The sequence below is a fragment of the Nocardia salmonicida genome, assembly GCF_036142455.1.
GTDB classification, from domain to species: domain Bacteria; phylum Actinomycetota; class Actinomycetes; order Mycobacteriales; family Mycobacteriaceae; genus Nocardia; species Nocardia salmonicida.
Genome location: NZ_CP108014.1, coordinates 325,978 through 350,485, shown reverse-complemented (window position 1 = coordinate 350,485; position 24,508 = coordinate 325,978). Strand labels below are relative to the sequence as shown.

Sequence of the window (24,508 nt, the reverse complement as noted above, 5' to 3'; positions counted from 1 at the left end):
GAAGAGCCTCACCAACCCCGCGCACGCCATTCGGGCAGATTCGCGCGATCGGCGCCGAGAGTGGTGTCGTCGCCGTGGCCCGGGTAGACGACGGTCTCGTCGGGGTAGCGGTCGAAGAGTTTGATGGTGACGTCGGTGAGGAGGGTGTCGAAGTCGGCGGGACTGTGAGTTTTCCCGACTCCACCTGGGAAAAGTGAGTCGCCGGTGAAGAGGTGGGTGTGGCCTGCGTTGTCGGTGAGGGCGAGGGCGATCGAGCCCGGGGTGTGGCCGCGCAGGTGGATGACGTGGAGGACGAGGTCGCCGATTTCGAGGGTGTCGCCGTCCTCGAGCAGGCGGTCGGGGCGGACCGGGATGTGGTCGGCGTCGAGGGTGTGGGCGGCGGTGGGGACGTCGAGGGACTTGGTGACCTCGGTCAGTGCCTGCCAGTGATCGGGGTGGCGGTGGGTGGTGACGAGCTGTTCGATCTGGCCGGGGGTCTCGAGCGTGGTGAGTTCGATGATGCGCTCGGCGTCGTTGGCGGCGTCGATCAGCACGGCAGCGCCGGTGGCGGTGCTCTGGATCAGATAGGTGTTGTTGTCCATCGGACCGACGGACATCTTCACGATGCGGGCGCCGGGGACGTCGCGCTGCTGGGCGTCCTCGCCCGCGGTGACGTGACCTGTGTACTGGCGAGCGACTGTGACCATGCGTCCGATCGTAGAAGCCACGCGCTGCGATGTCGCGCTCGTGTCGGTCGCGACGGTTAGATTCGACACATGCCGCTGTCGAGTTCGGCCCCACGTTCGGTTTCCGTGCTCTGCGCGGTGTTCGCCGTGTTGAGTCTGCTGTGCGCGCCGAGTGCCGTCGCCGAACCGCCCGCGCGGATGGGTCCGCAGGTGGTCGACACCGCGAACGTGCTCGGCGCGGGCGACGAGGAGCGCGTGCTCGACGCGGTCGACACCCTCTACCGTGATCACCAGGTCAAGCTGTGGGTGAACTATGTGCGTACCTTCGGGTCGATGGCGCCACGCGACTGGGCTGCCCGCACTTCCGACCTCTCCGGCTTCAGCGATCACGATCTGCTGCTGGCAGTGGCCGTCGACGACCGCGGCTACTGGCTCGACGGCACCCTCCCCGAAGGGGTGAGCGATTCCGAACTGGACTCGCTGCTCGCGGGTTCGGTGGAACCCGATCTGCGCGAACAGAAGTGGGCACAGGCCGCGGTCGACACCGCCGAGGGAATCGGTTCGGCGATACGGGGCGGTGGGGTCCCGTGGGGTGTGCTGATCCTCATCGGACTGGCTGTGATCGTGGTGGCCGGTGGCCTGATGTTGTTCTCGCGCAAGCGCCGTGGCGACAGGGCTCGCGCTGAGCTGACCACCGCGCGCGAGGTGGACCCGACCGACTCCGCAGCACTGGCGAGATTGTCGCTGCCGACCCTGCACGCGCTCTCCCGCGAGCGACTGGTCGAGATCGACGATGCCGTACGGACCAGCGCCGAGGAATTGACCTTGGCCACCAGCGAATTCGGCGACACCGCGGTGACGCCGTTCCGCTCCGCGCTCGATGCCGCCCGCGCCGCCACCGCGAAGGCGTTCACGATTCGTCAGCAACTCGACGACGCGATTCCGGAGACGCCGGACCAGCAGCGCGCCATGCTCATCGAGCTGATCGCCACGGCGGGCAAGGCCGATCGCGAACTCGACTCGCAAGTCGCCGATTTCGACGCCATGCGCGATCTGCTCATCGACGCGCCCGCTCGGCTGGACACGCTCACCCGCGACATCGTCGAGCTGACCGCGCGCATGCCGGACTCCGAAGCCGAACTCGCCCGCCTGGGTTCGACCTATCCGCCCTCGGTGATCGCGCCGATTCACGACAACGTGCGGATGGCGCAGGAGCGGATCACTTTCGCCGAGAACAACATCGATTCCGCTCGCACAGCGCTCACCCAGCCTGTCGGGCAGCAGGGTGGTGCGGTCGCGGCGATCCGTGCGGCGGAGGGTGCGATCGGGCAGGCCAGGGCTCTGCTCGATGCGGTCGACCAGGCCGCGACGAATATCCAGCAAGCGCGCGATGGTCTCCCAGCCGCCCTCGAGGAACTGCGCACCGACTTGGGCACGGCCAAGAGCCTCACCGAATTCGGCGCCCCCGACCTCGCCGCTGCGGTCTCGTCCGCCACCGCAGCCCTCGATGCCCCGAACGCTGACAGCGATCCCCTCGGCACCTTCCACACTGCGGTCACCGCTGATGCCGAACTGGACCATGCGATCGCGGCGGCCTCGGATCGCAAACTGGCAGTGGAGGATCTGCGACGCCGACTCGATCGCACCCTCACCGACGCGTCCGCACGCATCGATGCGGCGTCGTCGTTCATCACCACTCGGCGCGGCGGCGTCGACGCGGAGGCGCGCACCCGGCTCTCCGAGGCGCAACGCCACCTCGCCGAGGCACGCGGACTCGCAGGCAGTGACCCCGAACGGGCACTCGTCAGCGCACAGACCGCCGCCGAGCTCGGCGGTCGGGCCATGCAGCAGGCGCAGGCCAGTGTGCAGGCATGGGAGACGCGCCAGCCGATGTCGGGCGGCGGCTCCCAGACCGGTGCGGTGCTGGGCGGAATCCTCCTGAACGAACTACTCCGCGGCGCGATGAGCGGCGGTTCGCACCGTGGTGGCTATGGCGGAGGCGGCGGTGGCTACCGCCCGGGCTCTTACGGCGGCTCGTCGGGATCACGACGGGTCAGCCGGGGCGGCAGATTCTGAGCGCTTGACTCTCTCACTGTGTGAGGCCGTACACCGGAAGGCGTCATGTTCAGTATCGGAGATTTCGCCAGGCACGGTCAGGTGTCGGTGCGCATGCTGCGCCACTACGACGCGGTGGGTTTGTTGCCGCCTGCCAGGGTCGACGCGGCCACCGGGTACCGGTTCTACGCGGCGGCGCAACTGGCTCGCCTCAACCGGCTCATCGCGCTCAAAGAGCTCGGGTTCACCCTGGAGCAGGTGGGCAGAATGCTCGAGCCGGGGCCCGACGCGGCAGAACTACGCGGCATGCTCACCTTGCGCCGAGCCGAGTTGGAACAGCGGATCGCGGCCGACCGTTCGCGGCTGACCGAGGTCGAAGCGAGACTCCGAATCATCGAAAAGGAGGGCGTCATGCCCGATCAGGATGTGGTGATCAAGTCGGTGCCCACGGTCAGGGTGGCCGAATCGTCCAGCTGGGCTTCGGGATTCGAACCCCAGGCGATCAGCCCGGTGATCGGTCCGCTGTTCAGCGAACTGTCCGACCGGCTGGCGAAGGCCGGGATCACGATCGCGGGTCCCGCGATCGCCTACTACGACGCGCGGGACGACGGAACGGTGGAGGTGCACGCCTGTGTGCCGGTGAACGTGGAACCCGCTGCGGCCCCGGACTTCTCGATCGTCGATCTGCCCGCGCTCGAACACGTGGCGACCACCGTCCATCACGGGAATGTGAGCGGAATCGGCTCGGCGTGGCAGGCGCTCGGCCGCTGGGTGGAGGACAACGGGTATCGCACCGGCGCACCGGTCCGCGAGGTCACCCTGCAATGGACGCCCGATCCCGATGGCTGGGTCACCGAACTGCAGGAGCCTCTCGCTCCGCGGTGACGCGGGCGAGCGACCGCTGAACTCAAGCAGTCGCGGCTTCCTGACCGGCAGACGACCAGGACAGCTCTGACGCCACGGCATCCAGCAATTCGGAGGCGAGCGCGCCGCCGCCCAAACGGCCGATGGTCAGCCTGCCGAGATAGGTGTAAACGAGGAAGGTGACGGCCGCGGACGCCCCCGTCGACGGGCGGGGGTGTGCGGAGAGGTAGACGATCTCGTAGTCGTCGAGGATCACTCCGGCGGGGGCGCGGAACGTCGGCACCGTTCCGGTGTTGGTGAGGGCGATGTGGCCTGCGGTGGAGTGGATCCGGTGGGGTCCGAAGAAATCGGGGAAGTGCAGGACGGATTGTTCGATCACGCCCTCGGCCAGGTCGTCGTGCAGGCTCGTGCCGATCCGGCGAGCGAGGACGACGAGGTTCTCGGTGTCGGCGGCGTCAGCGCGGAACGCGGCAAGGCCGGACAGGTTGGTGCCCGCTACCGCCTCGACCGGCGGGTCGAGTCGCCTGCGCAGATCGACCGGATACACGCACGAGACGCTGTCCGCACCGGAGAGATCGGCATAGGCTCGCAACACCGCCGCGGTGACCAATCCGTTGACGCTCACCGCGTGCGCACGAGCCAGGTCGAGCACCCGCGCGGTCGCGACGGTGTCCAGCTGAATCCGCTCCGGCCGCGCCAGCGAGGCCGGAGCCGCTTCCGACCGCTCGGCCCCGCTCACCGAGTCGGCGGCTACGAGCGGACGCGTCACCGGCTCGAGCCCCGACCGCCGCGCACGCCGGATATCGCGCTGTGCCAGCAACGCCTCGAGCGACACCGGATACTCCCCTGTCACGCCGCCGGTCGCCGAGTCCGCTTGAACCGCGATCTTCCCGGTCTCCACGTAGTCGGTGTAATAGCCCCACAACCGCGCGAACAGTTCCACACAGTGCCCCGCGTCGGCCACGCTGTGGTGCACGAACAACGTGACCCGTGCCCGATCCTCTTCGGCGAGAACAACATCCAGATAGGCCAGCTGATCTCCGGGGTCCATGGACTCGGCCGGAACCCGAACCTCGTCGGGATCACCGAAACTCACCCACGCCCCGACGGCCTCGATGTCCCCGGGACGCAACAGGATTCCGTTCCCGTCGGCATCCTCGACGATCCGGCACACCAGAATCGGGAACCTCCGCTGCAGGGCCGCGAAGGCCGCGCCGAGCCCGGCCGCGTCCAGTTCCCCGAGCACCGTGACCGACCGTCCGGTGAAGGTGGCGTGCCGCACGAATCGTTGTTCCGACGGGTCGAGCACCCGCACCACATCTTCCGGTTCCCACAGCACAACGAAGATCGTGAGGCAAGCGCGCAGCCAACGCAAACCGTCAGCGACGCGGTGTGATCAACCGCCCACACCGCGGACGCGAACGAGCCCGCACCGAGTTGCCGGTGCGGGCTCGTTCGACCTGAAGAATCAGGCGCCGATCAGACGGGCTGCCAGGTAGGACTCGACCTTGTCCAGGGCGATGCGCTCCTGGGCCATCGAGTCGCGCTCGCGGATCGTCACCGCCTGGTCGTCGATGGTGTCGAAGTCGACGGTGATGCAGAACGGCGTACCGATCTCGTCCTGACGACGGTAGCGGCGACCGATGGCGCCCGCGTCGTCGAAGTCGACGTTCCAGTTGCGACGCAGCTGGGCGGCGAGATCCTTGGCCTTCGGAGTCAGGTCGGCGTTGCGCGAGAGCGGCAGCACCGCGGCCTTGACCGGCGCGAGGCGCGGATCCAGACGCAGGCTGATCCGCTCTTCGGTGGTGCCCTTCGCGGTCGGCACCTGATCGACGGTGTAGGCGTCGACCAGGAAGGCCATCAGCGAACGGGTCAAACCGGCCGCGGGCTCGATGACGTAGGGCGTGTAGCGGTCACCGCTGGCCTGGTCGCGGTAGCTCAGGTCGACGTTGGAGTGCTCCGAGTGCGTCTTGAGGTCGTAGTCGGTGCGGTTGGCGATGCCCTCGAGCTCGCCCCATTCGCTGCCCTGGAAGCGGAAGCGGTACTCGATGTCGGTGGTGCCCGCCGAGTAATGCGACAGCTTTTCCTTCGGGTGCTCGAACAGGCGCAGGTTCTCCGGATCGATGCCGAGGTCGGTGTACCAGGACAGACGGGTGTCGATCCAGTACTTGTGCCACTCCACGTCCTCGCCCGGCTTGACGAAGAATTCCATCTCCATCTGCTCGAACTCACGCGTGCGGAAGATGAAGTTGCCCGGCGTGATCTCGTTGCGGAAGCTCTTGCCGATCTGGGCGATGCCGAACGGCGGCTTCTTGCGCGCGGTCTCCTGGACGTTCTTGAAGTTGACGAAGATGCCCTGTGCCGTCTCCGGACGCAGGTAGTGCATGCCCTCTTCGTCGTCGACCGGGCCGAGGAAGGTCTTGAGCAAGCCGGAGAAGTTACGCGGCTCGGTCCACTTGCCGGGCTGACCGGTGTCGGGATCGTTGATGTCGGCCAGGCCGTTGGCGGGCGGGTGGCCGTGCTTGGCCTCGTAGGCCTCGATGAGATGGTCGGCGCGGTAACGCTTGTGCGTGTGCAGCGACTCGACCAGCGGATCGGAGAAGGTGGCCACGTGGCCCGAGGCCTCCCAGACCTGGCGCGGCAGGATCACCGAGGAGTCGAGGCCGACGACATCGTCGCGGCTGGTGACCATGGTCCGCCACCACTGCCGCTTGATGTTGTCCTTCAGTTCGACGCCGAGCGGACCGTAGTCCCACGCCGACTTGGTGCCTCCGTAGATCTCACCGCACGGGTAGACCAGACCCCGGCGCTTGGCGAGGTTGGCAACGGTGTCCACCTTCGACTTGGGTGCCACGCGAGATTTCTCCATCCACTGCGAGTCGGAATTGTTCGGCATGCCGTACCGGTGTTCGATGCGGCCTACCGTACGTAAGTGGGTCCAGCGTATCGGGACCCGTCCAGTGGGTTTGCAGCAGCCGAGGTGTCCGCGCGGCGCGTCATTTGACATGCGCAATTATGCATATCAAAATGGAATCTGTTTCCAATAAGGAGTTGGTTCATGACCACCGAGGCCGCGCCCGCGCATCCGCACAACCCGTACCACTCCCCCGCGCCCGCCGCCGTACCGTCGCGCACGGTGCTCGAGGACGCGGGCGAGCTGCTGCGGGCACTGGCCGCGCCGGTACGCATCGCCATCGTGCTGCAGTTGCGTGAGTCGCCGCGCTGCGTGCACGAGCTGGTCGACACACTCGGCGTCACCCAGCCACTGGTCAGCCAGCATCTGCGCATTCTCAAATCGGCGGGCGTCGTACACGGCGAACGCTCGGGTCGCGAGGTGCTCTACGAACTCGTCGACGACCATCTGGCCCATATCGTGGTCGATGCCGTCGCCCATGCCGAGGAAGGATAAACCGTTGGCAGACAACACCTCCGCGAAGCAGGTCGGGGTTCGCAGCACCCGCCAGCGCAGTGCCATCTCGGCCCTGCTCAGCGATACCGACGAGTTCCGCTCAGCACAGGAATTGCACGACGAGCTCCGTAAACGCGGCGAGGGCATCGGCCTGACCACCGTCTACCGCACCCTCCAGTCCCTCGCCGACGCGAACATGGTCGACGTGCTGCGCACCGACACCGGCGAATCCGTCTACCGCCAGTGCTCGAGCGGGCACCATCACCACCTGGTGTGCCGCCATTGCGGGCGCACCGTCGAGGTCGAGGGTCCGACGGTCGAGGCGTGGGCCGAGAAGATCGCGAGCGATCACGGATTCACCGAGGTGAGCCACACGCTCGAGATCTTCGGCACCTGCCGCGAGTGCGTGCACAGCCGGACCGACGCGGACGAGGACGCGCCCGCCTCTGTGTGACTCACCTCACATGATGGAACCTTCGCTTCGTGTGCCCCGTCCAACCTTCACGAAGGGACCGGCCCGCACGGGCGCGTAGTCCTTCGGCATCGAAGGAGGGGCCATCGTGAGTCCGATTCTGGGCGTCGAGCCCGATCAGTTGAAGACCATGGCGACGACCTGGCGTCGGGAGGCAGGCGAAGTCGATGCGCTGAGCTGGGCGGCTTCGGCCGAGGCCACCGGCGACGGCAGTGACGTGCTCGCCGCGGTGCGGGGGCTGTCCGACCCGGCTTCGCAGGCGATGGACTCGATCGCGACCCGGTACACGACGCTGGCCGACCTCGTCGACAAATTCTCGGCCGACATCCAGGCCGAGGACGTCGAGACCGCAGGCGAGATCGGGAAGCTCGGTACCCGCTGATGCGGCCCACGATCCCCCAACTCGACACCTGGAATCTCGAGGGCCTGCACCGCGCGGCCGAAGCCGCCCGCGCCAATGCCGATGTCCTCTCGACCTCGGTCGACGACTGCTCACGCGCGGTCTCGGCGGCAGGTAGCTGGCACGGCCAGACCAAGGACGCGGCCTCGCGACGCATCGATGAGGAAGTCGATCACGGGTACGAGGTGCGCACCGTGCTACTGCGGGTCGCCGACGATGCCGAAGATGCCTATCTGGGCCTGAAACACTCCAAAACCTATGTGCTGGAACAGAAGAACCTCGCGGTCGCGCAGGGTTTCGCGGTCGGCGCCGACGGGCGGGTGACTCATCCCGATCCGGGCAAGGAAGGCGACGCTGGGGTTTTCCAGCTCAACCTGTTGAGCGGCTTGGACGAAATCGAGCGCCTGGACAATCTGTTCGGTGCGCGACTGCGCGAGTCCGTGGGCGACCTCGGCGCGATGCGCGACGGTCAACCCGACATCACTCTCGCCGACGGGTCGGTCCGGGATCCGGATGCCGTGGCGATCCAGTTGGCAGCGATGTCGCCGGATGAACGCGCGACCTTCCTGGCCGGATTGAGTCTCGAAGCGCAACGCCAGCTGGCGATCGCGGCGCCGGAGAAGCTGGGCAATTTGAACGGGGTGCCGTTCGTGATGCGGATCGAGGCCAACGAGCTCAACGTCCGCAACGCGCTGACATCGGAGAAGGCGAAGCCGAACCGCGACGAATCCCGGATCAAGCAGTTGGAGGCGATGCTGGCGCCGGTCCCGAATCCCGAAGGTGCGAGCACGCTCGACACCACCGCGGCGTCAACCGGCGACAGGGCGACACCACAATTGGGCATGGTCGACCGCAAGTTCGTCATGTTCAGCACCGAAGGCAACGGTCGAATGATCGAGATGGTCGGTGAGATGAAGTCGGGTGCGCCCGGGGTGGGGGTGTATGTGCCCGGCACCAGTACCAATCTCAACGGTTCGGGGTCGAATCACGTAGCCGCATGGAATCTCGCCGATCAGACCGGCGGCCCGATCTTTCTGTACATGGAGGGCGACTTCCCGCAGAGTCTGACCAGCCTTTCCGATGGTGCGCCCAGCCCGAAATTCGCGGCCGACATGGCGCCTCGGCTCGTCGACTTCGGCCGCGAGATCGACCGGGAGGTAGCCGCGTCCGCACCTGGCACGCCGGTTTCCTATGTAGGGCACTCCTATGGAGGTTCGATCGTCGGCTCGGCCGAGCAGCTGGGTCTGCGGGCCGACCGCATCCTGCACGCCTCATCGGCGGGCACCGGGGTGTTCGACACCGGGTGGAACAACGCCAACCCGAACGTCCAACGCTATTCGATGACAGCACCCGGCGATCTGATCGGTGTAGTGCAGTCGTATCCCGAAGGGGGACTGCGTATTCCGGGTGGAGTGGCGTTGCCCGGAAATCCCCATGCGTCCGAGTCGTTGGGCGGCGATCCTGATGAAGTGCCCGGAGTTGTTCGGCTCGACACCGGCTATTACAGCGACAGTTCCCAGGCACACCGCAACGAAGTCGTCTTCGGCACCGACGGGCACGGCAAGTACTGGGACGACCCGAAGTCGACGGCGTTCCAGAATATTGTCGGGGTCATCAAAGGCTCAGAGGCGACCGGATACGTCGAGCGCGGGATCGAAACAAGTTATGTCGATATCGGTTTGGGTGACAACGGCGATGGCGGTAAGGAAGGTTTCGACGCCGCGAAAGCCGCCGCCGCCGCGCGACTCGCAGCTGCCCTGGGCAACCCAGACCTCGACCCGTACGCGAACCCGCGTATCACCGACAACCCCGGCCTCGGCTCGACGATCGACATCAAATGAAAACGGCGACGAGAACCGCTCTTGCTGCGCTGACCGCTGCGACGCTGGCCGGTTGCGGCTCCTTCATTCACGAAGGTCCGACCAATCAGCAGATCGAAGACCGGACAGGGCTGACCGTCGCCGAGGCGAGCCCGATAGTCGCGCACAACTTCGGACTCATCTGGCCGATACCGGTGTCGGTCGACATCGGCGATGTGACCACCGTGGGCACGGGCTGTCGAACCGACCCGAACTCGCTGCGTTCCGAAGGCCCGCCGTGGCGGCCACGGTACGTGATGGAGGAGGTCAACCCGTCCCAAGAGTTCATCGACCGAGCGATGTCCAATCTCGAAGCGATGACCGCACGCGGGTTCACCCTCGAACCCAGCCAGCGGCCGGACAAAGACCCAGCGAATCGGGTGTATCGCGACTCACGCGGCTACACCGTCTCGTCGTTTCGGCTCTTGCCGGGAGGGGACCCCACCGACGTGCGGTTCTCGATGACCGCGTCTTCCCCCTGTGCGGCGGAGTAGGACCTGTCGCGATACGCGTCGGACTGACTACGATCTCGGGAGTGGGGGCGTCATGAACAAGGACCGGTTCTGTGGGAGGGACGAAGGTATGGCAGTTCGAGGTCATGCGGCGAGGATGGTCGGCGTTGTCGTGGCGGTGGGGTTGGCTGTCGCGGGGTGTGGGGACGGCGAACAAGGGACTGCCACCGCGCAGACGAGCGGTGGCAGTGTGGCGGCGAGTCCTACCTCGGTGGATGCCGAGGCGAAGGTGTGGGATCCGTGTTCGTTGCCGGACTCGGCTGTTGCCGCGGTCGGGATGAATTTGGGAAGTAAGAAGAAAGATGTTGCTGGGGTGGACTTCACTGGGTGGAAGGTCTGCAACTGGACGGATTCCGCCAAGAAATACACCTTCTCGGTGATGTCGTCTGAGCACACGCTTGCCGAATCCAGGCAGCGAACCAGCGAGTACACCGGATGGGCTGACCTGCAGGTCGGGTCCCACAATGCGCTCGAGTTCCGACCCATCGGCTCCGCGAACGACGTCGCTTGCTACATCAGTGTCGAAGTGCCAGCCGGGTCGGTCGATTTCAAGGTGCAGAACCGTGTTAGTGCTGAAGGGGCCGGCGAGCCTTGCGGCGAGGCACGGCGACTGAGCACTGCTCTGGTTCAGTACCTGCCCGCAAGCTGAGGGGACATCTAATGGTTCGCGGCATAGACCCGACTCAATGGAGCCAGTTGCGAGGCCAGGCAGAGGCCGGTCAACTGTCACTCGATCCCGAGACTGGCAAAGGCTTGGATCGCGTGTGCGACGACCACCTGGACCGACTCGAGGAGGTCTACGAGATGGTCGAAAGTGTTCGGCGGGTCGGCGGGTTCGGTTCGTTCGACTCGAGCAAGATCCTCGAGAACAAGTTCTCACTCACCGCGGCCGGAGGTGATCGTGCGTTGGATACAGTGATCAGGCAGCACATCGAAACGGTCAAAACAGCGAAAGCGGTTGTCGCCAAGGCGATCGCGAACTTCGTCGCCCAAGACGAAGCGACCGGCGCCGAGATCTCCGCGACGGGAGAACACCTGTGACCTACGAGGACTACAAGAGCAAGGTGATCGCCGCACAGGAGCAGTGGAATACCGAACGGGCCAAGATCTACGAGCGACAGATCGCGGGCAACTACTCCACGATCTTCGACGGCGACATCCAACCGCCGCATATCACCACCCCTGACAACTACGACAGCATGACGCTCGAGCAGATGCAGGCGGCGGTAGCGGCGATGAAACCGCGACTCGTCGATGACGCCGTCACCGCGTGGGCCAACATCGGTGGTGCGCTGATGGGCACGTTCGCCGGTTTCAACCAGCAGTTCGCGCGCACCGTCACCGGCGCCGATGGGCACAGCGGGTGGACAGGTGCGGCGGCTTCCGCCGCTGTCGCCGCTGTGAACAACTATGCACAGCAATCGATTCCGCTGTCTCAGGCCGCGACCGCGATCAGTCTTAAACTGAGCGAGATGCGCACCGGAATCGAACAGACCCAAGCGTTGATGCCCGGCCTCACCGAGCGCACCAACGTCACCGGCAAGTCGCTGCCCGCCGACGGCGTGATGAAGGTCGACGACCACAATCGCGACGAGGCCACCCAGGAGGGCAGGCGGATCCTGCGCTCGGTGTACGGCCAGGTCGCCGGTCAAACCGACAACGGCGTCCCCTTCCTGCCCACAGCACCGATCATCGCCGGCGATGACGGCGGCCCCGGCAGCAATGGCGACACGAACACCTTTGGTAACCAAAGTGATTCGACCACTGACGGCAGCAAAGCCGAAGACCCGGCAACGGAAACGCCCGGCGACGGCGCGACGTCCGAGGAATTCGGCACCGAACCATCTACCACCACAACGTCTTCGACCGACCCCGGCTCGACCGCACCCCAAAGCACAACCACTACACCGCAATCCATCACACCAACCACGACAGCGCCGACCGCCACAACGCCGACCAGCCCCGGCGCGGCGACGCCGGTCGGCAGTCTCGGCGTAGGCGGCTCGGCCGTCGGCCGCCCTGGTGGCAGCAGCCAGGGCGGGAGCGGCTCTCCCCGGAGCAGCAGCGGAACCCCGACCAACGCGTCCCCCGGCAAAGCAGTACCGGGCGGCCAGTCCCCCGCAGCGGCAGCGGCAGCCGGAACACGCTCGGGCACAACTGCCGGCGGCGGTCGCGGCGCGGCGGGTATGGGTGGCATGGGCGCCCCCGGCGCGAGGCGTGGCACCTCCGACGAGGACCGGACCAAAGACATCCCCGACTACCTGATCACCCAGGAAAACGGTGAGCTCCTGCTCGGCACGAACGAGATCAGGACCGTACCCCCCGTGCTCGGCGGAGACGGCGACAGTGCACCGAACTGAATTCACCGGAATCGAGTTCGAGATCCTGTGGTCCGGCTACGGCCGCGACCGCCTCCCCTACCCCCTCCAATACCGCAGCGACATAGCCGCATTCGACGAGCTGAAGCAGCACCGAGAAGCGGCCGTCGACACGCTGCTCCGCAAGTACGACCCCGCGGTGGAGCGCGCACTGTCCGTCCTGCTCGACCCCGAAGCCAGGGTCGAGTCCAAAGGCTATGTGGGCCAGGACAACGCGAACATCATCCGCTTCCACGGCGCGGTCCGCGGCACGGTCGGCGCCACCCTGCAACAAGCACCGGGCACCACCGAGGACACCGGCGCCGACGTCACCCTCACCTACTGCACCCCCATCCAGGTAGCCGCCCTCACCGTCGCAGCGCTCCCCCGCACGAAACCGGGCAAGAAACCCCCGGTCGAGGTCCGCCGAGACCAACTGGCCGCCGAAGAAGACCACTTCGAATACCGAGCAGGCCGCCTCAGCTCCGTCGACCAACTCAACCGCATCTTCCACCGCCCCCGCCGAGCCTTCGGCGAAATCTCCGCCCTCTCCGGCCCCGCCCTGGACTCCCGCCCCACCCCCGCCCGCACCTTCTGGTGGATGGACTACCCCGACGGCCGCTACTACGTGAAAACCGGCGATCCCATCATCGCCGAACCCCTCCCCACCGACCGCATGATCGCCGGCGTCCACCGCATGCTCACCCGAGCCCAGCGCTACCACCAGGAATTCGGCACCGACGACTACCGCACCGGATAGTCGGCCAGCGTCCGGTGCAGCGAATGCGCGATTATTCGCTGCACATTCTGCAGCGAATAGAGGCACCATCGCTGCCCGCTCGGCTCACACCGGGATGCTTCGCCACGGGCGCAGTGGTACCTCGCTCCGGAAGGCCTCTATGGCAGCGGCGACTTCGAACGGCGTGGCAACGTGCTCGATATGGCTGCGGTACAGAACGCGCTGGGCGACAGCATCGAGATCGAATCCCCACACCATCGACATCAGCGGGTTGATGAACAGTTCAGCACCGTCGGCTCGCGTGCGGGCGATCGAATGATGGTTGCCGAACTCTCCGCAAGACGCATCGGTGATCGACGCGCACACGATGCTCTCGCGGCCAGGGGTATGGCGCTGCACCCAGGAGACGACGTCCAGCCAAGCGTCCACGGCCGGGATCGTCGGCATAAGCGCGAAAACACCATGGTAGGCACCAGCTTTGGCAAGGGCGGCCACATTCTCCAAGAAGTGGGCGTGGCAGACACCGTGGAAGGTGTCTACACCGAATCCGACGCAGACTGCGAGCTTGACCGGCAAGTCCAGCGCCGAGGCGGCCAGCAAACTCGTGACATCTTCCACCGGGGTCCCGAGTCCCGCCTCGTCACCGGTCATCAGCAGATCGGTACCGCCATCGACGAGCACGATGCTGTCGAGGTCCAGCTCACGCGCCAGCCATTCGTAGGCTGCACGAACCGAGACGGTGCCACCCTTACGAATCATGAACACCGTGTCGGCGTGACCGTGGTCGGCAAGCCAAGTCGCAACATGCTTCTCCGGAAAATATTCCGATTGCCCCTCCGTGTGGGCATCCACCTCGAACAGACCCGGTGCGACCGAGCGTGCAGTGGTGCGCGTGGCGGCGGTGAATGTGAGATTCGCCAGGTACACGGTCTTGCCCCGCTCCCGCAGAGCGAAGGCGATCGGCAACCCGCTGAGCAGATCGAAGCCGCCACCGGCACCTACCACGAGGACACGCTCGGCGTCGGCGAGCCGAAACAGCACTGAGGTGTCCAGCAAGGAAGGAGTGAGCATCCGTGTTCTCAGTTCTGTCGAACAACCATCTCCGCCGGTTCGGGCGAATACCGTATCGAACCATCCCCGCATACCGATGCCCACGAAGACTTGCGATATAGCTGTCGCGGTGACGATTCAACAGCGAAACGCTCCGCACGAAAGTCGTTCGTGTGGAGCGTTTTCGCGGGCATGGTCAGGCAGGAACTGCCACCGGTTCAGGAGCTGCGGTAGAGGCACTCGTCTGGCGGGAGCGCAAGGCGCCGAGGCCGAGTAGGGCGACACCGCCTGCCGCCCAGGCGAGTAGGACGGCGAGCGGGGCGATGGCGCCCGCACCGTCGAAGTAGGCGACCGAGCGGAGGAGCGAGGCGGCGGCGCCAGGGGGGAGCACCTGGCCGATGGTGCCCCAGGGCTGGGGTAGGAGTTCGGGGGCCGAGGTGGCGGCGGAGAAGGGGTTGCCGATCAGCAGCATGGTGAGGGCGCCGATGCCGATGCCGGGGCGGCCGATGACAGCGGCCAGGCCGACGATGACGGCGGCGACGGAGAAGGAGGCGAGGCCCGCGATGGCGGCCAGTTCGAGGTAGGAGCCGGGCAGGATCGAGAGCCAGGTGTGGAAGATGAGGGTGCTCAGGAGCCCACCTGCGATGCCGAACGCGGCCAATCCGGCGAAGCGGGCCCCGAAGGCAGGGATCATCAGGGTGAGCAGAACTCCTGCGGCCATGCCGGACATGACCAGGGGCAAGACCATCGAGCCGAAACCGGCGCCGCGCTGGTCGTCGGGATCGATGGCGATCACGTCCTGAACGGCAGCGGCGGGGACACCGCTGAGCTGCTGGGCGACGGCGGTGAGCTGCTGGGCGACGGCCGGCGAGGCGGCGGAGGCGACCAGGACCTGCGGTGCGCCGTTGCCGGTGACGATGGCGCCGTAGATCTCGTTGTCGACCATTGCCTTTCGCGCCTGCTCCGCGTCGGCGACGGTGGTGATCTCGAAGGCTTCGGGATCGCGCTGCTGCAGTTGCTGGGCGACCTGAGCGGAGGCGGGGCCCGCGACGGCGATCGGCAGATCGCGCGGGCTGATATTGACGGCGGGCCAGGCGAAGGCGATCAGCATCAGGGCCTGGATCGCGGTGGCCGCGAGGCCGAGAGCTACGGCTCGGCGGGTGATCGTCATGCGGTTTCTCCCGTTAAAGCGAATGTTCGTTCTTTTTGGTGTTTCTACCGTGACACTGCCCACCTCGCTTGTCAAGAACGGACATTCGTTTTACGTTTGACCCATGCCCCGCGTCAGTGAAGAACACCTGGAACGCCGCAGACAGCAGATCCTCGACGCCGCGCAGCTGTGCTTCGCCCGCAAGGGCTTCCACGAGTCCTCGATGCAGGACGTATTCGCCGAATCACAGATGTCGGCGGGTGCGGTCTATCGGTACTTCACCAGCAAGAACGAGATCATCGGCGCGCTCGTGAACCGGACGATGGGGCCGTTGCGCGAGCGGCTCGCCGAGATCATCCGCGGCGAGACCCTGCCTCCCCCGGCAGAAGTCATCCGCCTGCTCACCACCGAGATCGTCAAGCGGAGTGGACCCGACGGGCCGCTGCGACTGGCCCCGCAGGCGTGGGCGCTGGCCCTGGTCTCGCCCGAGGCGGCCGTCCCGGTGCGCGCGGCCATCGCGGCGATGCGCGAGCTGTGGTTCGAGTACGCGGACCGGTTGTGCGAAACAGGCTGGCTGCCCCCAGGCACGGATTCCGACGTGATCGCCAAGACGATCATCGGCTTGCTGCCGGGGTTCATCCTGCAGCACCTCCTGCTCGGTGATGTCGAACCGGACGATTTCGCCCGCGGGCTCGCGATCATGCTGCCGGGACCACCGCATCACCCCAGGTGAGCAACGCCACTGTTGCCACCGGCGCCCAACGGGTAGGTTCGGGTGCGGCACCGGAGGGGGTCCCGAGCGCCGGACATCGTTGAATACCGATCCGACCAGGGAGTTTCCTGTGACATTGCACCGTCGAACCCTTCGATCACGCGGCCTGGCCGCACTGGCGACAGTTACCGTCGCGGCCGCGCTGCCCGCGGCCATGGCAGGCACCGCGCAGGCCAGGATGATCGGCGGATTCGAGGTGGGCGGCGCGATCGAGGCCGAATACGACCAGGCGGGCGGACCTTCGCTGGGCGAGCCGACCTCCCCGGAAGCCGACGCGGCGGCCGGTGGCAAGTACCAGACCTTCGCCAACAACGCCGCCATCTACTGGCACCCCGACACCAACGCCAACACCGTCGCGGGCCAGATCCGCGACAAGTTCGCCGAGACGGGCAACGAGTCGGGCAAGCTCGGCTACCCGACCACCCGCGAGCAGAGCACCCCGGTCGGCGGCGGTCGCTACAACCACTTCCAGAAGGGCTCGATCTACTGGTCCGTCGGCACCGGCGCGCACCAGATCAGCGGCCCGATCCGCGACAAGTGGGCTGCACTCGGTTGGGAGTCGAGCCCGCTGGGCTTCCCGCTCACCGACGTCTCCGCGGCGGGCAAGGGCGACGGCCAGTTCACCATGTTCCCGACCGGCGCCATCTACTGGACGGCGAAGACCGGCGCGCACGCGGTGTGGGGCAGCATCCAGGCCGACTGGATCCGCGCGGGCGGCGAAAACGGCCGCTACGGCTACCCCACCAGCGACGAATACGACTACCAGGGCGGCAAGGCCCAGGATTTCACGGGCGGCAAGATCACCTGGAAGCCCGAGAGCTGAGCTACAACCAGCCCTGACGTTGCGCCGCCAAGATCGCCTCCGCGCGGTTGCGGGTGCCGGTCTTGCCGATCGCGGCCGAAAGATGGTTGCGCACAGTCCCTTCCGAGAGGTGTAAACGCTGGGCGATGACCCCGGCCGCCGAACCGTCGGCGGCCGCGGCCAGCACTTGACGTTCCCTCGCCGTGAGCGGAGAGGTTCCGGCGGTGAGGGTCTCGGTCGCCAGCGCCGGGTCCACGACGCGTAGTCCCAGGTGTACCCGGCGAACCGCGTCGGCCAATTCCCTTGCGGGAGTGTCCTTCACGACGAAGCCGCTCGCGCCGGCATCGATAGCGCGACGTAGGTAGCCGGGGCGCCCGAACGTGGTGACCATGAGGATCCGCACACGCGGGTGTTCGGCGTGCAGGCGGGCGGCGACCTCGATGCCGTCCAGGCCGGGCATGTCGATGTCGAGGAGTGCCACGTCGGGGCTGGTGCGGGTCACCGCGGCCAGGACTTCGTCGCCGCGGCCTACCTCGGCGACCACCTCGAGGTCGGATTCCAGACCGAGCAGGGCGACGAGCGCGCCGCGCACCAGTGCCTGGTCGTCGGCGAGCAGCAGCCGGATCATCGGGCACTCCCTTCCGCGGGCACCGCCGCCAGCAGGCCCACGCCGCCGCCCGGTGGCGTGGACACGGTCAGCGTGCCACCGGCCGCGCGCAGTCGCTCGGCCAGTCCGCGCAAACCCGCGCCGGACGAGGCGGTGACATCGAAGCCGCAGCCGTCGTCGATGATCTCGATGCTGTTCTCGGTGACGACGACGGTGCAGTGTTCGGCCGCACTGTGGCGCACGACGTTGGTCACCGCTTCGCGCAGTACCCAGCCGAACAGCTCGCCGTGCTGCGTGTCCACCATCGTCGAATCAGGCAGTACAGCAACGATTTCGGCGGCGGTCAGCGCGGTATGCGCGGTGGCGAGTTCTCGGTGCAGACTCACCTCGCGCAGACCACCGACGGTGTCGCGTACCCCGGCGAGCGCCTCGCGGGCCAGTCGTTCCACGTCGGCGAGTTCGGCCTTGGCGCGCGCCACGTCGACATCGATAAGGCGTTGTGCGAGTTCGGTTTTGATGGTGATGACCGTGAGGGAATGGCCGAGGATATCGTGCACATCGCGGGCGACCCGATTGCGCTCGGCCTCGATCGCCAGGTCGGCGCGCTGACTGCGGGTAATCGCCTGGAGTCGCCTGCCACGCAGGCCGATCTCTCTGGCGAGCCAGATCACCGGCGGAATCACCGCGAGCACCAGCGCTGTGCCGCCGAGCCACCAACCCGGCGCGAACACGGGTACTGCCACCATCGCCGCCGAGACCGCCACCACCACGGCCGACGAGAGCCGGGTGGGCAGCGAGAATATCGCGACCACGGCGATGTAGAGAACGGTCGGGAGCGCGGACGCGCCGAGCAGCGCCATCATGGCCACCGACAACGCGGCCATGCCGGCCAGCACTGGCCAGATCCGCGGATCGACGGATCGCGGATCGTCCTGCTCGTCCCAGTCGAGTCTGCGGAAGACGACGAACGCCGTCACGATCAGCCCGCCGAACGCGAGCACGGCTGCCGTCGCACCGACCGCCCGCACCGTGCCGTGCTCGACCCAGCTGTCGTGGATCTGCGGCACCAGGTACAGCAACCATCCCGCCGCGAGCGCGGCACCGAACCACCCGCGGCGCATGCCGCTGGCGTCGGCCGCCCCGGTGCCGAACACCCGGTCGACGAAGTCACCCGAACTCACGAGCATTCCCCTTCTCACAGCACTTGCGCAGCCACGCGGGCCGACCCGGCGAGTACCGACGGTACCCACGAATCGGCCCGCGTGATCGTTCGTTCAACGGGCGGTGTCCCGGCGGAACAGAGCGGCCGCGCCCACGACGAACACCGCGGTCCACGCGATGACATTCACCACGGCCAGCGCGACGGTGCCCGCACCGGTGCCACCGAACGGGGTGCGCACCAGCGTGGCGACCCCGTTGGTCGGCAGCACCTTCGACACGGTGGCGAACCACCCGTGGATCGGGAAGAACAGCCCACCCGCGAACGACAGCATCGCCAGTCCGGGGCCGAGCAGTTGCATGACGTTCTCCGAGGGCAACAGGTAGCCCATGAGCAGACCGAAGGCCGCGAACACCAGCGAGCAGACCCAGGCGAGCAGGAAGCAGGCCACCCACGCCACCGGCGTCAGAACGGCGCCGGAGAACGCGCCGACGACGAACACCGTCGCCACCGCCACCAGTCCCAGCGACATCGCGACCGCGACCTTCGTCGCCACGTAGGCCACCGGCCGCAGCGGCGTCAGCCGTAGCTGGCGGGTCCAGCCGTGGGCACGTTCGACCGCCACCATCGCGCCACCGCTGGTGGTCGCGAGCAGGGCGCCGTAGAGCGCCATCGACACCATGATGTAGCCGGTGATGTTGCCCGAACCGAAGGATTCGTCCCGATTTCCGCCCTGCAGACCGAAGATCACGAAGAAGACCGGCGGCATGATCAGGGTGAAGATCAGGGTGCGCCGGTTGCGGAGCATGCGGCGGAGTTCGAGTGAGAGAAAGGCCGGGCTGAAGCCGCCGAGGCTAGGTGTGCTCATCGGTTTCGTCGCGGTGCGGGTTGTCTCGATCATGTCAGCGCTCGCCTTCGGGTGCGGAGGTCAGCGCGAGGAACGCCGATTCCAGGTTGTGGGTGGTGATTTCGATGTCGTGGGCCGCGGTGTGGGTGAGCAGGAAACGGGCGATGTCATCGGAGTCTCTGGCCTGCAGCAGGATTCGATCGCCGCGCAGCTCCACCTGCTCGACACCGGGTAGCGCCGACAGGTGCGCCGGGTCGGCGCCGGGCAGGGTGGCCGCCACGGTGCGGCCGACGGCCAGGTTCTTGATCTGGGCGGCGCTGCCGTCGGCGACGATGCGACCGGCGCGCACCAGCACGATCCGGTCAGCATAGGCATCGGCTTCGTCGAGATAGTGGGTGGCGAACAGCACGGTGCGGCCGCTCCCGGCGTCCTCGCGCATAGCCGCCCAGAAATCGCGCCTGCCCGACACGTCCATGCCGGTGGTGGGTTCGTCCAGCACGATCAGGTCCGGGTCGGGCAGCAGTGCCAGCGCGAACCGCAACCGCTGCTGCTGGCCGCCCGAGCACTTGCCGACGAGGCGGTCGGCGATATCGGCGATCCCTGCCCGCTCGAGGACTTCCGCCACCGGCCGCGGCCGGGCGTGCAGGGCGGCGACCAGACGGACGGTTTCGCCGACAGTGAGGTCGGGCAGCAGCCCGCCCGACTGCAGCACCGCGGCCACCCGACCGGCCTGCACGGCATCCTCGGGTGCTTCGCCGAAGACCGTGACTGTGCCGGAGTCGGGGGTGGCCAGGCCGAGGAGCAGGTCGATCGTGGTCGACTTACCCGCGCCGTTGGGGCCGAGGAAGGCGACGATCTCCCCCGCCGCGACGGTCAGATCGAGACCGTCGACGGCACGGACCGGATCCGTCGTTCCGGGAAAGGATTTGCGCAGGTCACGCAGCTCGATGGCCGCGCGGGTCGTTCGTGGTGAAGGCATGGTTCAAGATTCGCGCGAACGGGGCCGCGAAACCTGAGCCGACTGTCACCCTTCGCCCATGACAGGTGTCACGGGCTAGGGCGCGAGCAACCCCTGACGGGCTCGGCTCGCACCGGACAGCGCGAGCAGCAGCATGGTGGTGAGTGCCCCGTCGTCCAGGCCTTCGGCGGGGAAGGTGTAGCGCAGGATGACATCGCCCAGTTGGCCACGGGCGATCAGCGTGACCGAGCCGAACTGGATCTCGTTGTTGCGTTCGGCGACACGCTTGTGCAGGGCCGCCTTGAGCGGACGATCCCAGGCCAGGACGCTGGTCAGGGACAGCACGGTGAGGCCGGGGGCGAGGGTGACGGCGCGGATCGAGCACAGCGCGCCGTCGTATTCGAAACCCAGCGACCTGTCGGCGTCGACGCGGACTTCGATGTCCTGCATCTGCAAGCAGGCACCGGCCCGCGCCTGCAGGTCGAGTTCCGGGGTGAGTAGCGCATCCATGTCGGCTCCGTCTTGACTGTCGCTCATTTGGCGCCACCGAAGCGACGATCGCGCTTGGCGTATTCCAGGCACGCGTCCCACAGGTTACGCCGGTCGAAGTCGGGGAAAAGCGTGTCCTGGTAGACGAATTCGGCGTAGGCGGCCTGCCAGATCAGGAAGTTCGAGCTGCGGAACTCGCCGGAGGGGCGAAGGAACAGGTCGACGTCGGGCATATCGGGTTCGTCGAGATATTTCGCGACGGTGGCCTCGTCGACCTTCTCCGGGTCGATCTCGCCCGCAGCCACCCGGCGCGCGATTTCCCTTGCGGCGTCGGCGATTTCGGCACGGCCACCGTAGTTGACGCACATGGTCAGCGTCATCACGTCGTTGTCCTCGGTGAGCTCTTCGGCCACCTCGAGTTCCTTGATCACGCTGCGCCACAGACGAGGTCGGCGACCGGCCCAGCGCACGCGCACACCCATCTCGTGCATCTCGTCACGGCGGCGGCGGATCACGTCGCGGTTGAAGCCCATCAGGAAGCGCACCTCGTCGGGACTGCGCCGCCAGTTCTCGGTGGAGAAGGCGTAGGCGGACAGCCACTTGACGCCGATCTCGATGCAGCCTTCGACGGAGTCCATGAGCACGGCCTCGCCGCGTTCGTGTCCGGCGGTGCGCGGCAGACCACGTTCCTGGGCCCAGCGGCCGTTGCCGTCCATCACCAGCGCGACGTGGTTGGGCACGAGCTCCGGCGGGATCGCGGGCGGGCGCGCGCCGGAGGGATGCTGGGACGGCGGGCGCACGGTGCGGGTGCCGCCGTCCGGCTTGCTCGCGGGAGAAGAGTCACGACGCAGGATCACGGCATCCATCCTGCCTGATCGCCAGGTGCGGGCTGCACGGGCTCCGGATTGAGGAGCGCGGCGGTGGGTGTGGAGCGTCGACCTGTCAGCTGACCCGGCCGACGACAGCGGCGTCGGACCGGTCCGTGGACGGGGATTCGATGCGGGATCGCTCGATCAGCGGCAGCGTGCGCAGCTGACGTTCCAGATGCCACTGCAGGTGGGCGGCGACCAGACCGCTGGCCTGGCGGCGGACATTGTCGGGGACGCTGTCGACATAGGCCCACTCCCCCTTCAACAGGGCGACGAGCAGATCGAGCACCCCGGTGACAGGCGTGCTCGCGCCCGGCGGGCGACAGTGCACGCAGACCGCGCCGCCCGCTGCCACGTGGAAGGCGCGGTGCGGGCCGGGGGTCGCGCAGCGGGCGCATTCGTCGAGCGCGGGCGCCCAACCGGCAAAGCCCATGGCGCGCAGCAGGTATGCGTCGAGGATCAGTTCGTGCGGGCGCTGCTTGGCGGCGATGGCGCGCAGGGCGCCCGCGGTGAGTACGTGCAGCTTCGGGGCGGGTGCGCGTTCTTCGCCCGCGAGACGTTCGGCGGTTTCGAGGATCGCGCACGCGGTGGTGTAACGGCCGTAGTCGTCGATGATGTCGGCGGCGAACGCCTCGACGGTGATGACCTGGGTGACGATGTCGAGTGTGCGACCCGGGTGCAACTGCACGTCGATGTAGGAGAACGGCTCCAGCCGCGCCCCGAACTTCGACTTGGTGCGCCGCACCCCCTTCGCCACCGCCCTGACGAGCCCGTGTTGCCTGGTCAGGAGCGTGACGATGCGATCGGCCTCGCCCAGCTTGTGCTGGCGAACCACTACCGCCTCATCCCGATACAACCGCACGTGGCCAGTCTTGCACGCGGGCCCGACACCGCGGTCACGGACACGGATCAGGATCGGAGCAGGCCGGCGATGAGCAGCAGCAGCGATTGCTGGGTTTCGAGGCGGGCGCGGTCGGGGTCATCGGCGTGGGCGACGATGAGCGAGGCTTCGGTGATGGCGCTGAGCAGTAGTTGCGCGAGTACCGGGACCGGGGCGACCGGGATCAGGCCCGCGTCGGTGGCGCGTTGCAGTTCGGCGGTGATGAGGCCGAGTCCGTGGCGTGCTTCGAATTCACGGAAGGCGGGCCAGCCGAGCACGGTCGGGGCGTCCATCAACACGATGCGCAGCATCTCCGGGCGGGCACAGATGTCGAGGAACCGCGCCAGACCAGCGGTCATGCCGCCGATGATGTCGGCGCGGTCGACAGCGGCCACGGCGCTCGCGATCTCCTCGGTGGCCTCGGTCTCGACCTGTTCGAGGACGGCGAGGAACAGTCCGCGCTTGTCGCCGTAGTGGTGGTGCAGGGCGCCACGGGTGACGCCGGCGGCGGCCACCAGCTGCTCGGCCGACGTACCGGCGAAGCCGCGCTCGGCGAACAGGCTGCGGCCTGCCTGCTCGAGCGCGGCTCGGGTAGTGCGGGAACGATCCTCCTGACTACGGCGCTGCATGCAGCCGAGTGAACTCCACGATCAGTTCGGTGAGCAACTCCGGCCGGTCCTCGGAGACGAAAGTGTAGGAATTGTCGAGGGTGCGCAGGCTCGCCCGCGGTAGGTCGGCGACCAGCCGTTCGGCCAGCGCCATCGGGAACAGTTTGTCCTCGGTCGACCAGACCACCAGCACCGGGACATCGACCGTGCCGAAGTGTTCGGCGGCGGCCAGGGTGCATCGATTGTCGACACCGGCGGCGAAGCGGCGCAGGTCGTCGCGGATAGCGGCGTTGCGACGGACGGGCCCCAAATAGGACTGCGCAATCTCCTGCGGCAGTGCGTTTTTGGTGACCATTCCGAATCCGAGCGGCAGTCGCTGCATGAATTCGAAGCGCATCGGCGCCAGCAGCGGGCGGATCACGCCGGGAATCTTCGCCACCTTCAGCAAGCTACGGAAAGGCTGCGGCGGGAACATTTCGTAGCAGTCGACGGCGGCCAGCACGACGCGACCGATCCGTTCCGGTCGGCGGGTCATCAGGATCTGGGTGAGCGCGCCGCCGGTGTCGTTGGCGACGACGGTGACATCGGTGAGGTCGAGGGCGTCGAGGAACTCGGCGATCAGGTCCGCGATGCCGGTGGGGCTCAGGTCGGCGTCGGGCAGCGGGATGGTGTGGGATCCGAGTGGCCAGTCGGGCGCGAGGCAGCGGTGTCCGGCGGCGGCGAGGCCGGGCACCACCCCGCGCCAGATATCGGCGTTGACGAGCAGTCCGTGGACGAAGACGACCGGGGATCCGGTGCCGGTGTCGTGATAGCGGATACGGCCGGACGACAGGGCGATCTCGTGCGCCGGGCCGAGTGCTGAGCTGATTCCCATGGGTCCTCCCCTGGTCGAATACTGGACTCCTCCACTGTTACATACATTCAGTATGTATGTCTATACCCACCCTAGGGGATGTGGACGGGTGACCAGCTTCGGGTTACCGTC

General features: G+C 67.2%; 27 protein-coding genes. 13 read left to right on the top strand and 14 right to left on the bottom strand.

Annotation, left to right across the window (positions count from 1 at the left end; genetic code table 11):
* Positions 1-8 precede the first annotated feature (8 nt).
* Positions 9-686, bottom strand: coding sequence for an MBL fold metallo-hydrolase (locus OHS03_RS01720; protein WP_328660172.1), 678 nt, complete (start codon positions 684-686; stop codon positions 9-11).
* 69 nt (positions 687-755) lie between these two features.
* Here OHS03_RS01720 and OHS03_RS01715 point away from each other — a divergent pair, with 69 nt between their 5' ends.
* Both OHS03_RS01715 and OHS03_RS01710 read left to right on the top strand, forming a co-directional pair.
* Entirely contained in the window at positions 756-2,741 is a 1,986-nt protein-coding gene (locus OHS03_RS01715; protein WP_328660170.1) for a TPM domain-containing protein, read from the top strand.
* Positions 2,742-2,786: 45 nt separating this feature from the next.
* Entirely contained in the window at positions 2,787-3,605 is an 819-nt protein-coding gene (locus tag OHS03_RS01710; RefSeq protein WP_328660168.1) for a MerR family transcriptional regulator, read from the top strand.
* 22 nt (positions 3,606-3,627) lie between these two features.
* Here the strand turns inward: OHS03_RS01710 and OHS03_RS01705 are convergent, their stop codons facing one another.
* Together OHS03_RS01705 and OHS03_RS01700 are read right to left on the bottom strand one after the other, a co-directional pair.
* A complete protein-coding gene (locus tag OHS03_RS01705; RefSeq protein WP_328660166.1) occupies positions 3,628-4,923 on the bottom strand; it encodes a phthiocerol/phthiodiolone dimycocerosyl transferase family protein in 1,296 nt (431 codons plus the stop codon).
* A gap of 129 nt (positions 4,924-5,052) precedes the next feature.
* Positions 5,053-6,453, bottom strand: a complete 1,401-nt coding sequence (locus OHS03_RS01700; RefSeq protein ID WP_407942494.1) for a glycine--tRNA ligase — start codon at positions 6,451-6,453, stop codon at positions 5,053-5,055.
* Positions 6,454-6,642: 189 nt separating this feature from the next.
* Between OHS03_RS01700 and OHS03_RS01695 the strand changes: the two genes are divergently transcribed.
* The 9 genes from OHS03_RS01695 to OHS03_RS01655 all read left to right on the top strand — a co-directional run bounded on the left by OHS03_RS01695 (position 6,643) and on the right by OHS03_RS01655 (position 13,353).
* Positions 6,643-6,993 (top strand): ArsR/SmtB family transcription factor, encoded by a 351-nt coding sequence (locus OHS03_RS01695; RefSeq protein ID WP_056821345.1) that lies wholly within the window; start codon positions 6,643-6,645, stop codon positions 6,991-6,993.
* A 4-nt stretch (positions 6,994-6,997) separates the two neighbouring features.
* Complete coding sequence (locus OHS03_RS01690; protein WP_328660162.1) at positions 6,998-7,447, top strand: Fur family transcriptional regulator; 450 nt, start codon at positions 6,998-7,000, stop codon at positions 7,445-7,447.
* A gap of 106 nt (positions 7,448-7,553) precedes the next feature.
* Entirely contained in the window at positions 7,554-7,847 is a 294-nt protein-coding gene (locus OHS03_RS01685; protein ID WP_328660160.1) for a type VII secretion target, read from the top strand.
* The gene (locus OHS03_RS01680) at positions 7,847-9,706 is read left to right on the top strand and encodes an alpha/beta hydrolase (protein WP_328660158.1); all 1,860 of its coding nucleotides are present in this window, start codon (positions 7,847-7,849) and stop codon (positions 9,704-9,706) included. Before OHS03_RS01685 ends, OHS03_RS01680 begins: the two co-directional genes overlap by 1 nt.
* Positions 9,703-10,218: a hypothetical protein gene (locus OHS03_RS01675; protein WP_328660157.1), complete on the top strand. Its 516-nt coding sequence runs from the start codon at positions 9,703-9,705 to the stop codon at positions 10,216-10,218. Before OHS03_RS01680 ends, OHS03_RS01675 begins: the two co-directional genes overlap by 4 nt.
* A gap of 52 nt (positions 10,219-10,270) precedes the next feature.
* Positions 10,271-10,885: a DUF3558 domain-containing protein gene (locus OHS03_RS01670; protein WP_328660154.1), complete on the top strand. Its 615-nt coding sequence runs from the start codon at positions 10,271-10,273 to the stop codon at positions 10,883-10,885.
* Positions 10,886-10,998: 113 nt separating this feature from the next.
* Positions 10,999-11,277, top strand: coding sequence for a hypothetical protein (locus tag OHS03_RS01665; protein ID WP_328660153.1), 279 nt, complete (start codon positions 10,999-11,001; stop codon positions 11,275-11,277).
* Positions 11,274-12,596 (top strand): hypothetical protein, encoded by a 1,323-nt coding sequence (locus OHS03_RS01660; RefSeq protein WP_328660151.1) that lies wholly within the window; start codon positions 11,274-11,276, stop codon positions 12,594-12,596. The genes OHS03_RS01665 and OHS03_RS01660 overlap by 4 nt, the downstream gene beginning before the upstream one ends.
* A complete protein-coding gene (locus OHS03_RS01655) occupies positions 12,583-13,353 on the top strand; it encodes an ESX secretion-associated protein EspG (protein ID WP_328660148.1) in 771 nt (256 codons plus the stop codon). The genes OHS03_RS01660 and OHS03_RS01655 overlap by 14 nt, the downstream gene beginning before the upstream one ends.
* An 84-nt stretch (positions 13,354-13,437) precedes the next feature.
* On the opposite strand, the gene OHS03_RS01650 is transcribed toward OHS03_RS01655, so the two are convergent.
* Together OHS03_RS01650 and OHS03_RS01645 are read right to left on the bottom strand one after the other, a co-directional pair.
* A complete protein-coding gene (locus OHS03_RS01650) occupies positions 13,438-14,403 on the bottom strand; it encodes a DUF1152 domain-containing protein (RefSeq protein WP_328660146.1) in 966 nt (321 codons plus the stop codon).
* Positions 14,404-14,578: 175 nt separating this feature from the next.
* Positions 14,579-15,553, bottom strand: a complete 975-nt coding sequence (locus OHS03_RS01645; protein WP_328660144.1) for an ABC transporter permease — start codon at positions 15,551-15,553, stop codon at positions 14,579-14,581.
* A gap of 103 nt (positions 15,554-15,656) precedes the next feature.
* On the opposite strand from OHS03_RS01645, the gene OHS03_RS01640 reads away from it, so the two are divergent.
* Together OHS03_RS01640 and OHS03_RS01635 are read left to right on the top strand one after the other, a co-directional pair.
* Entirely contained in the window at positions 15,657-16,265 is a 609-nt protein-coding gene (locus OHS03_RS01640; protein WP_328660142.1) for a TetR/AcrR family transcriptional regulator, read from the top strand.
* A gap of 109 nt (positions 16,266-16,374) precedes the next feature.
* Positions 16,375-17,127, top strand: a complete 753-nt coding sequence (locus tag OHS03_RS01635; protein ID WP_328660140.1) for an LGFP repeat-containing protein — start codon at positions 16,375-16,377, stop codon at positions 17,125-17,127.
* Position 17,128: 1 nt separating this feature from the next.
* Here the strand turns inward: OHS03_RS01635 and OHS03_RS01630 are convergent, their stop codons facing one another.
* The 9 genes from OHS03_RS01630 to OHS03_RS01590 form a co-directional block, all read right to left on the bottom strand.
* Entirely contained in the window at positions 17,129-17,734 is a 606-nt protein-coding gene (locus tag OHS03_RS01630) for a response regulator (RefSeq protein WP_328660139.1), read from the bottom strand.
* Positions 17,731-18,900 carry a sensor histidine kinase gene (locus OHS03_RS01625; protein ID WP_407942452.1) on the bottom strand — a complete coding sequence of 390 codons (1,170 nt, stop codon included), beginning with the start codon at positions 18,898-18,900 and terminating at the stop codon, positions 17,731-17,733. The genes OHS03_RS01630 and OHS03_RS01625 overlap by 4 nt, the downstream gene beginning before the upstream one ends.
* A gap of 87 nt (positions 18,901-18,987) precedes the next feature.
* Positions 18,988-19,773, bottom strand: coding sequence for an ABC transporter permease (locus tag OHS03_RS01620; protein WP_328660135.1), 786 nt, complete (start codon positions 19,771-19,773; stop codon positions 18,988-18,990).
* Position 19,774: 1 nt separating this feature from the next.
* Complete coding sequence (locus OHS03_RS01615; RefSeq protein WP_328660133.1) at positions 19,775-20,698, bottom strand: ABC transporter ATP-binding protein; 924 nt, start codon at positions 20,696-20,698, stop codon at positions 19,775-19,777.
* A 75-nt stretch (positions 20,699-20,773) separates the two neighbouring features.
* On the bottom strand, positions 20,774-21,127 hold the full coding sequence (locus OHS03_RS01610) for a YbjN domain-containing protein (RefSeq protein WP_235569852.1): 354 nt from the start codon (positions 21,125-21,127) through the stop codon (positions 20,774-20,776).
* A gap of 83 nt (positions 21,128-21,210) precedes the next feature.
* Complete coding sequence (locus OHS03_RS01605; RefSeq protein WP_328660131.1) at positions 21,211-22,032, bottom strand: isoprenyl transferase; 822 nt, start codon at positions 22,030-22,032, stop codon at positions 21,211-21,213.
* Positions 22,033-22,108: 76 nt separating this feature from the next.
* Positions 22,109-22,897, bottom strand: a complete 789-nt coding sequence (gene recO / locus OHS03_RS01600) for a DNA repair protein RecO (protein WP_056821370.1) — start codon at positions 22,895-22,897, stop codon at positions 22,109-22,111.
* 47 nt (positions 22,898-22,944) lie between these two features.
* Positions 22,945-23,544, bottom strand: coding sequence for a TetR/AcrR family transcriptional regulator (locus OHS03_RS01595; RefSeq protein ID WP_056821372.1), 600 nt, complete (start codon positions 23,542-23,544; stop codon positions 22,945-22,947).
* Positions 23,531-24,397 carry an alpha/beta fold hydrolase gene (locus OHS03_RS01590; RefSeq protein ID WP_328660129.1) on the bottom strand — a complete coding sequence of 289 codons (867 nt, stop codon included), beginning with the start codon at positions 24,395-24,397 and terminating at the stop codon, positions 23,531-23,533. The genes OHS03_RS01595 and OHS03_RS01590 overlap by 14 nt, the downstream gene beginning before the upstream one ends.
* Between the last annotated feature and the right edge of the window lie 111 nt (positions 24,398-24,508).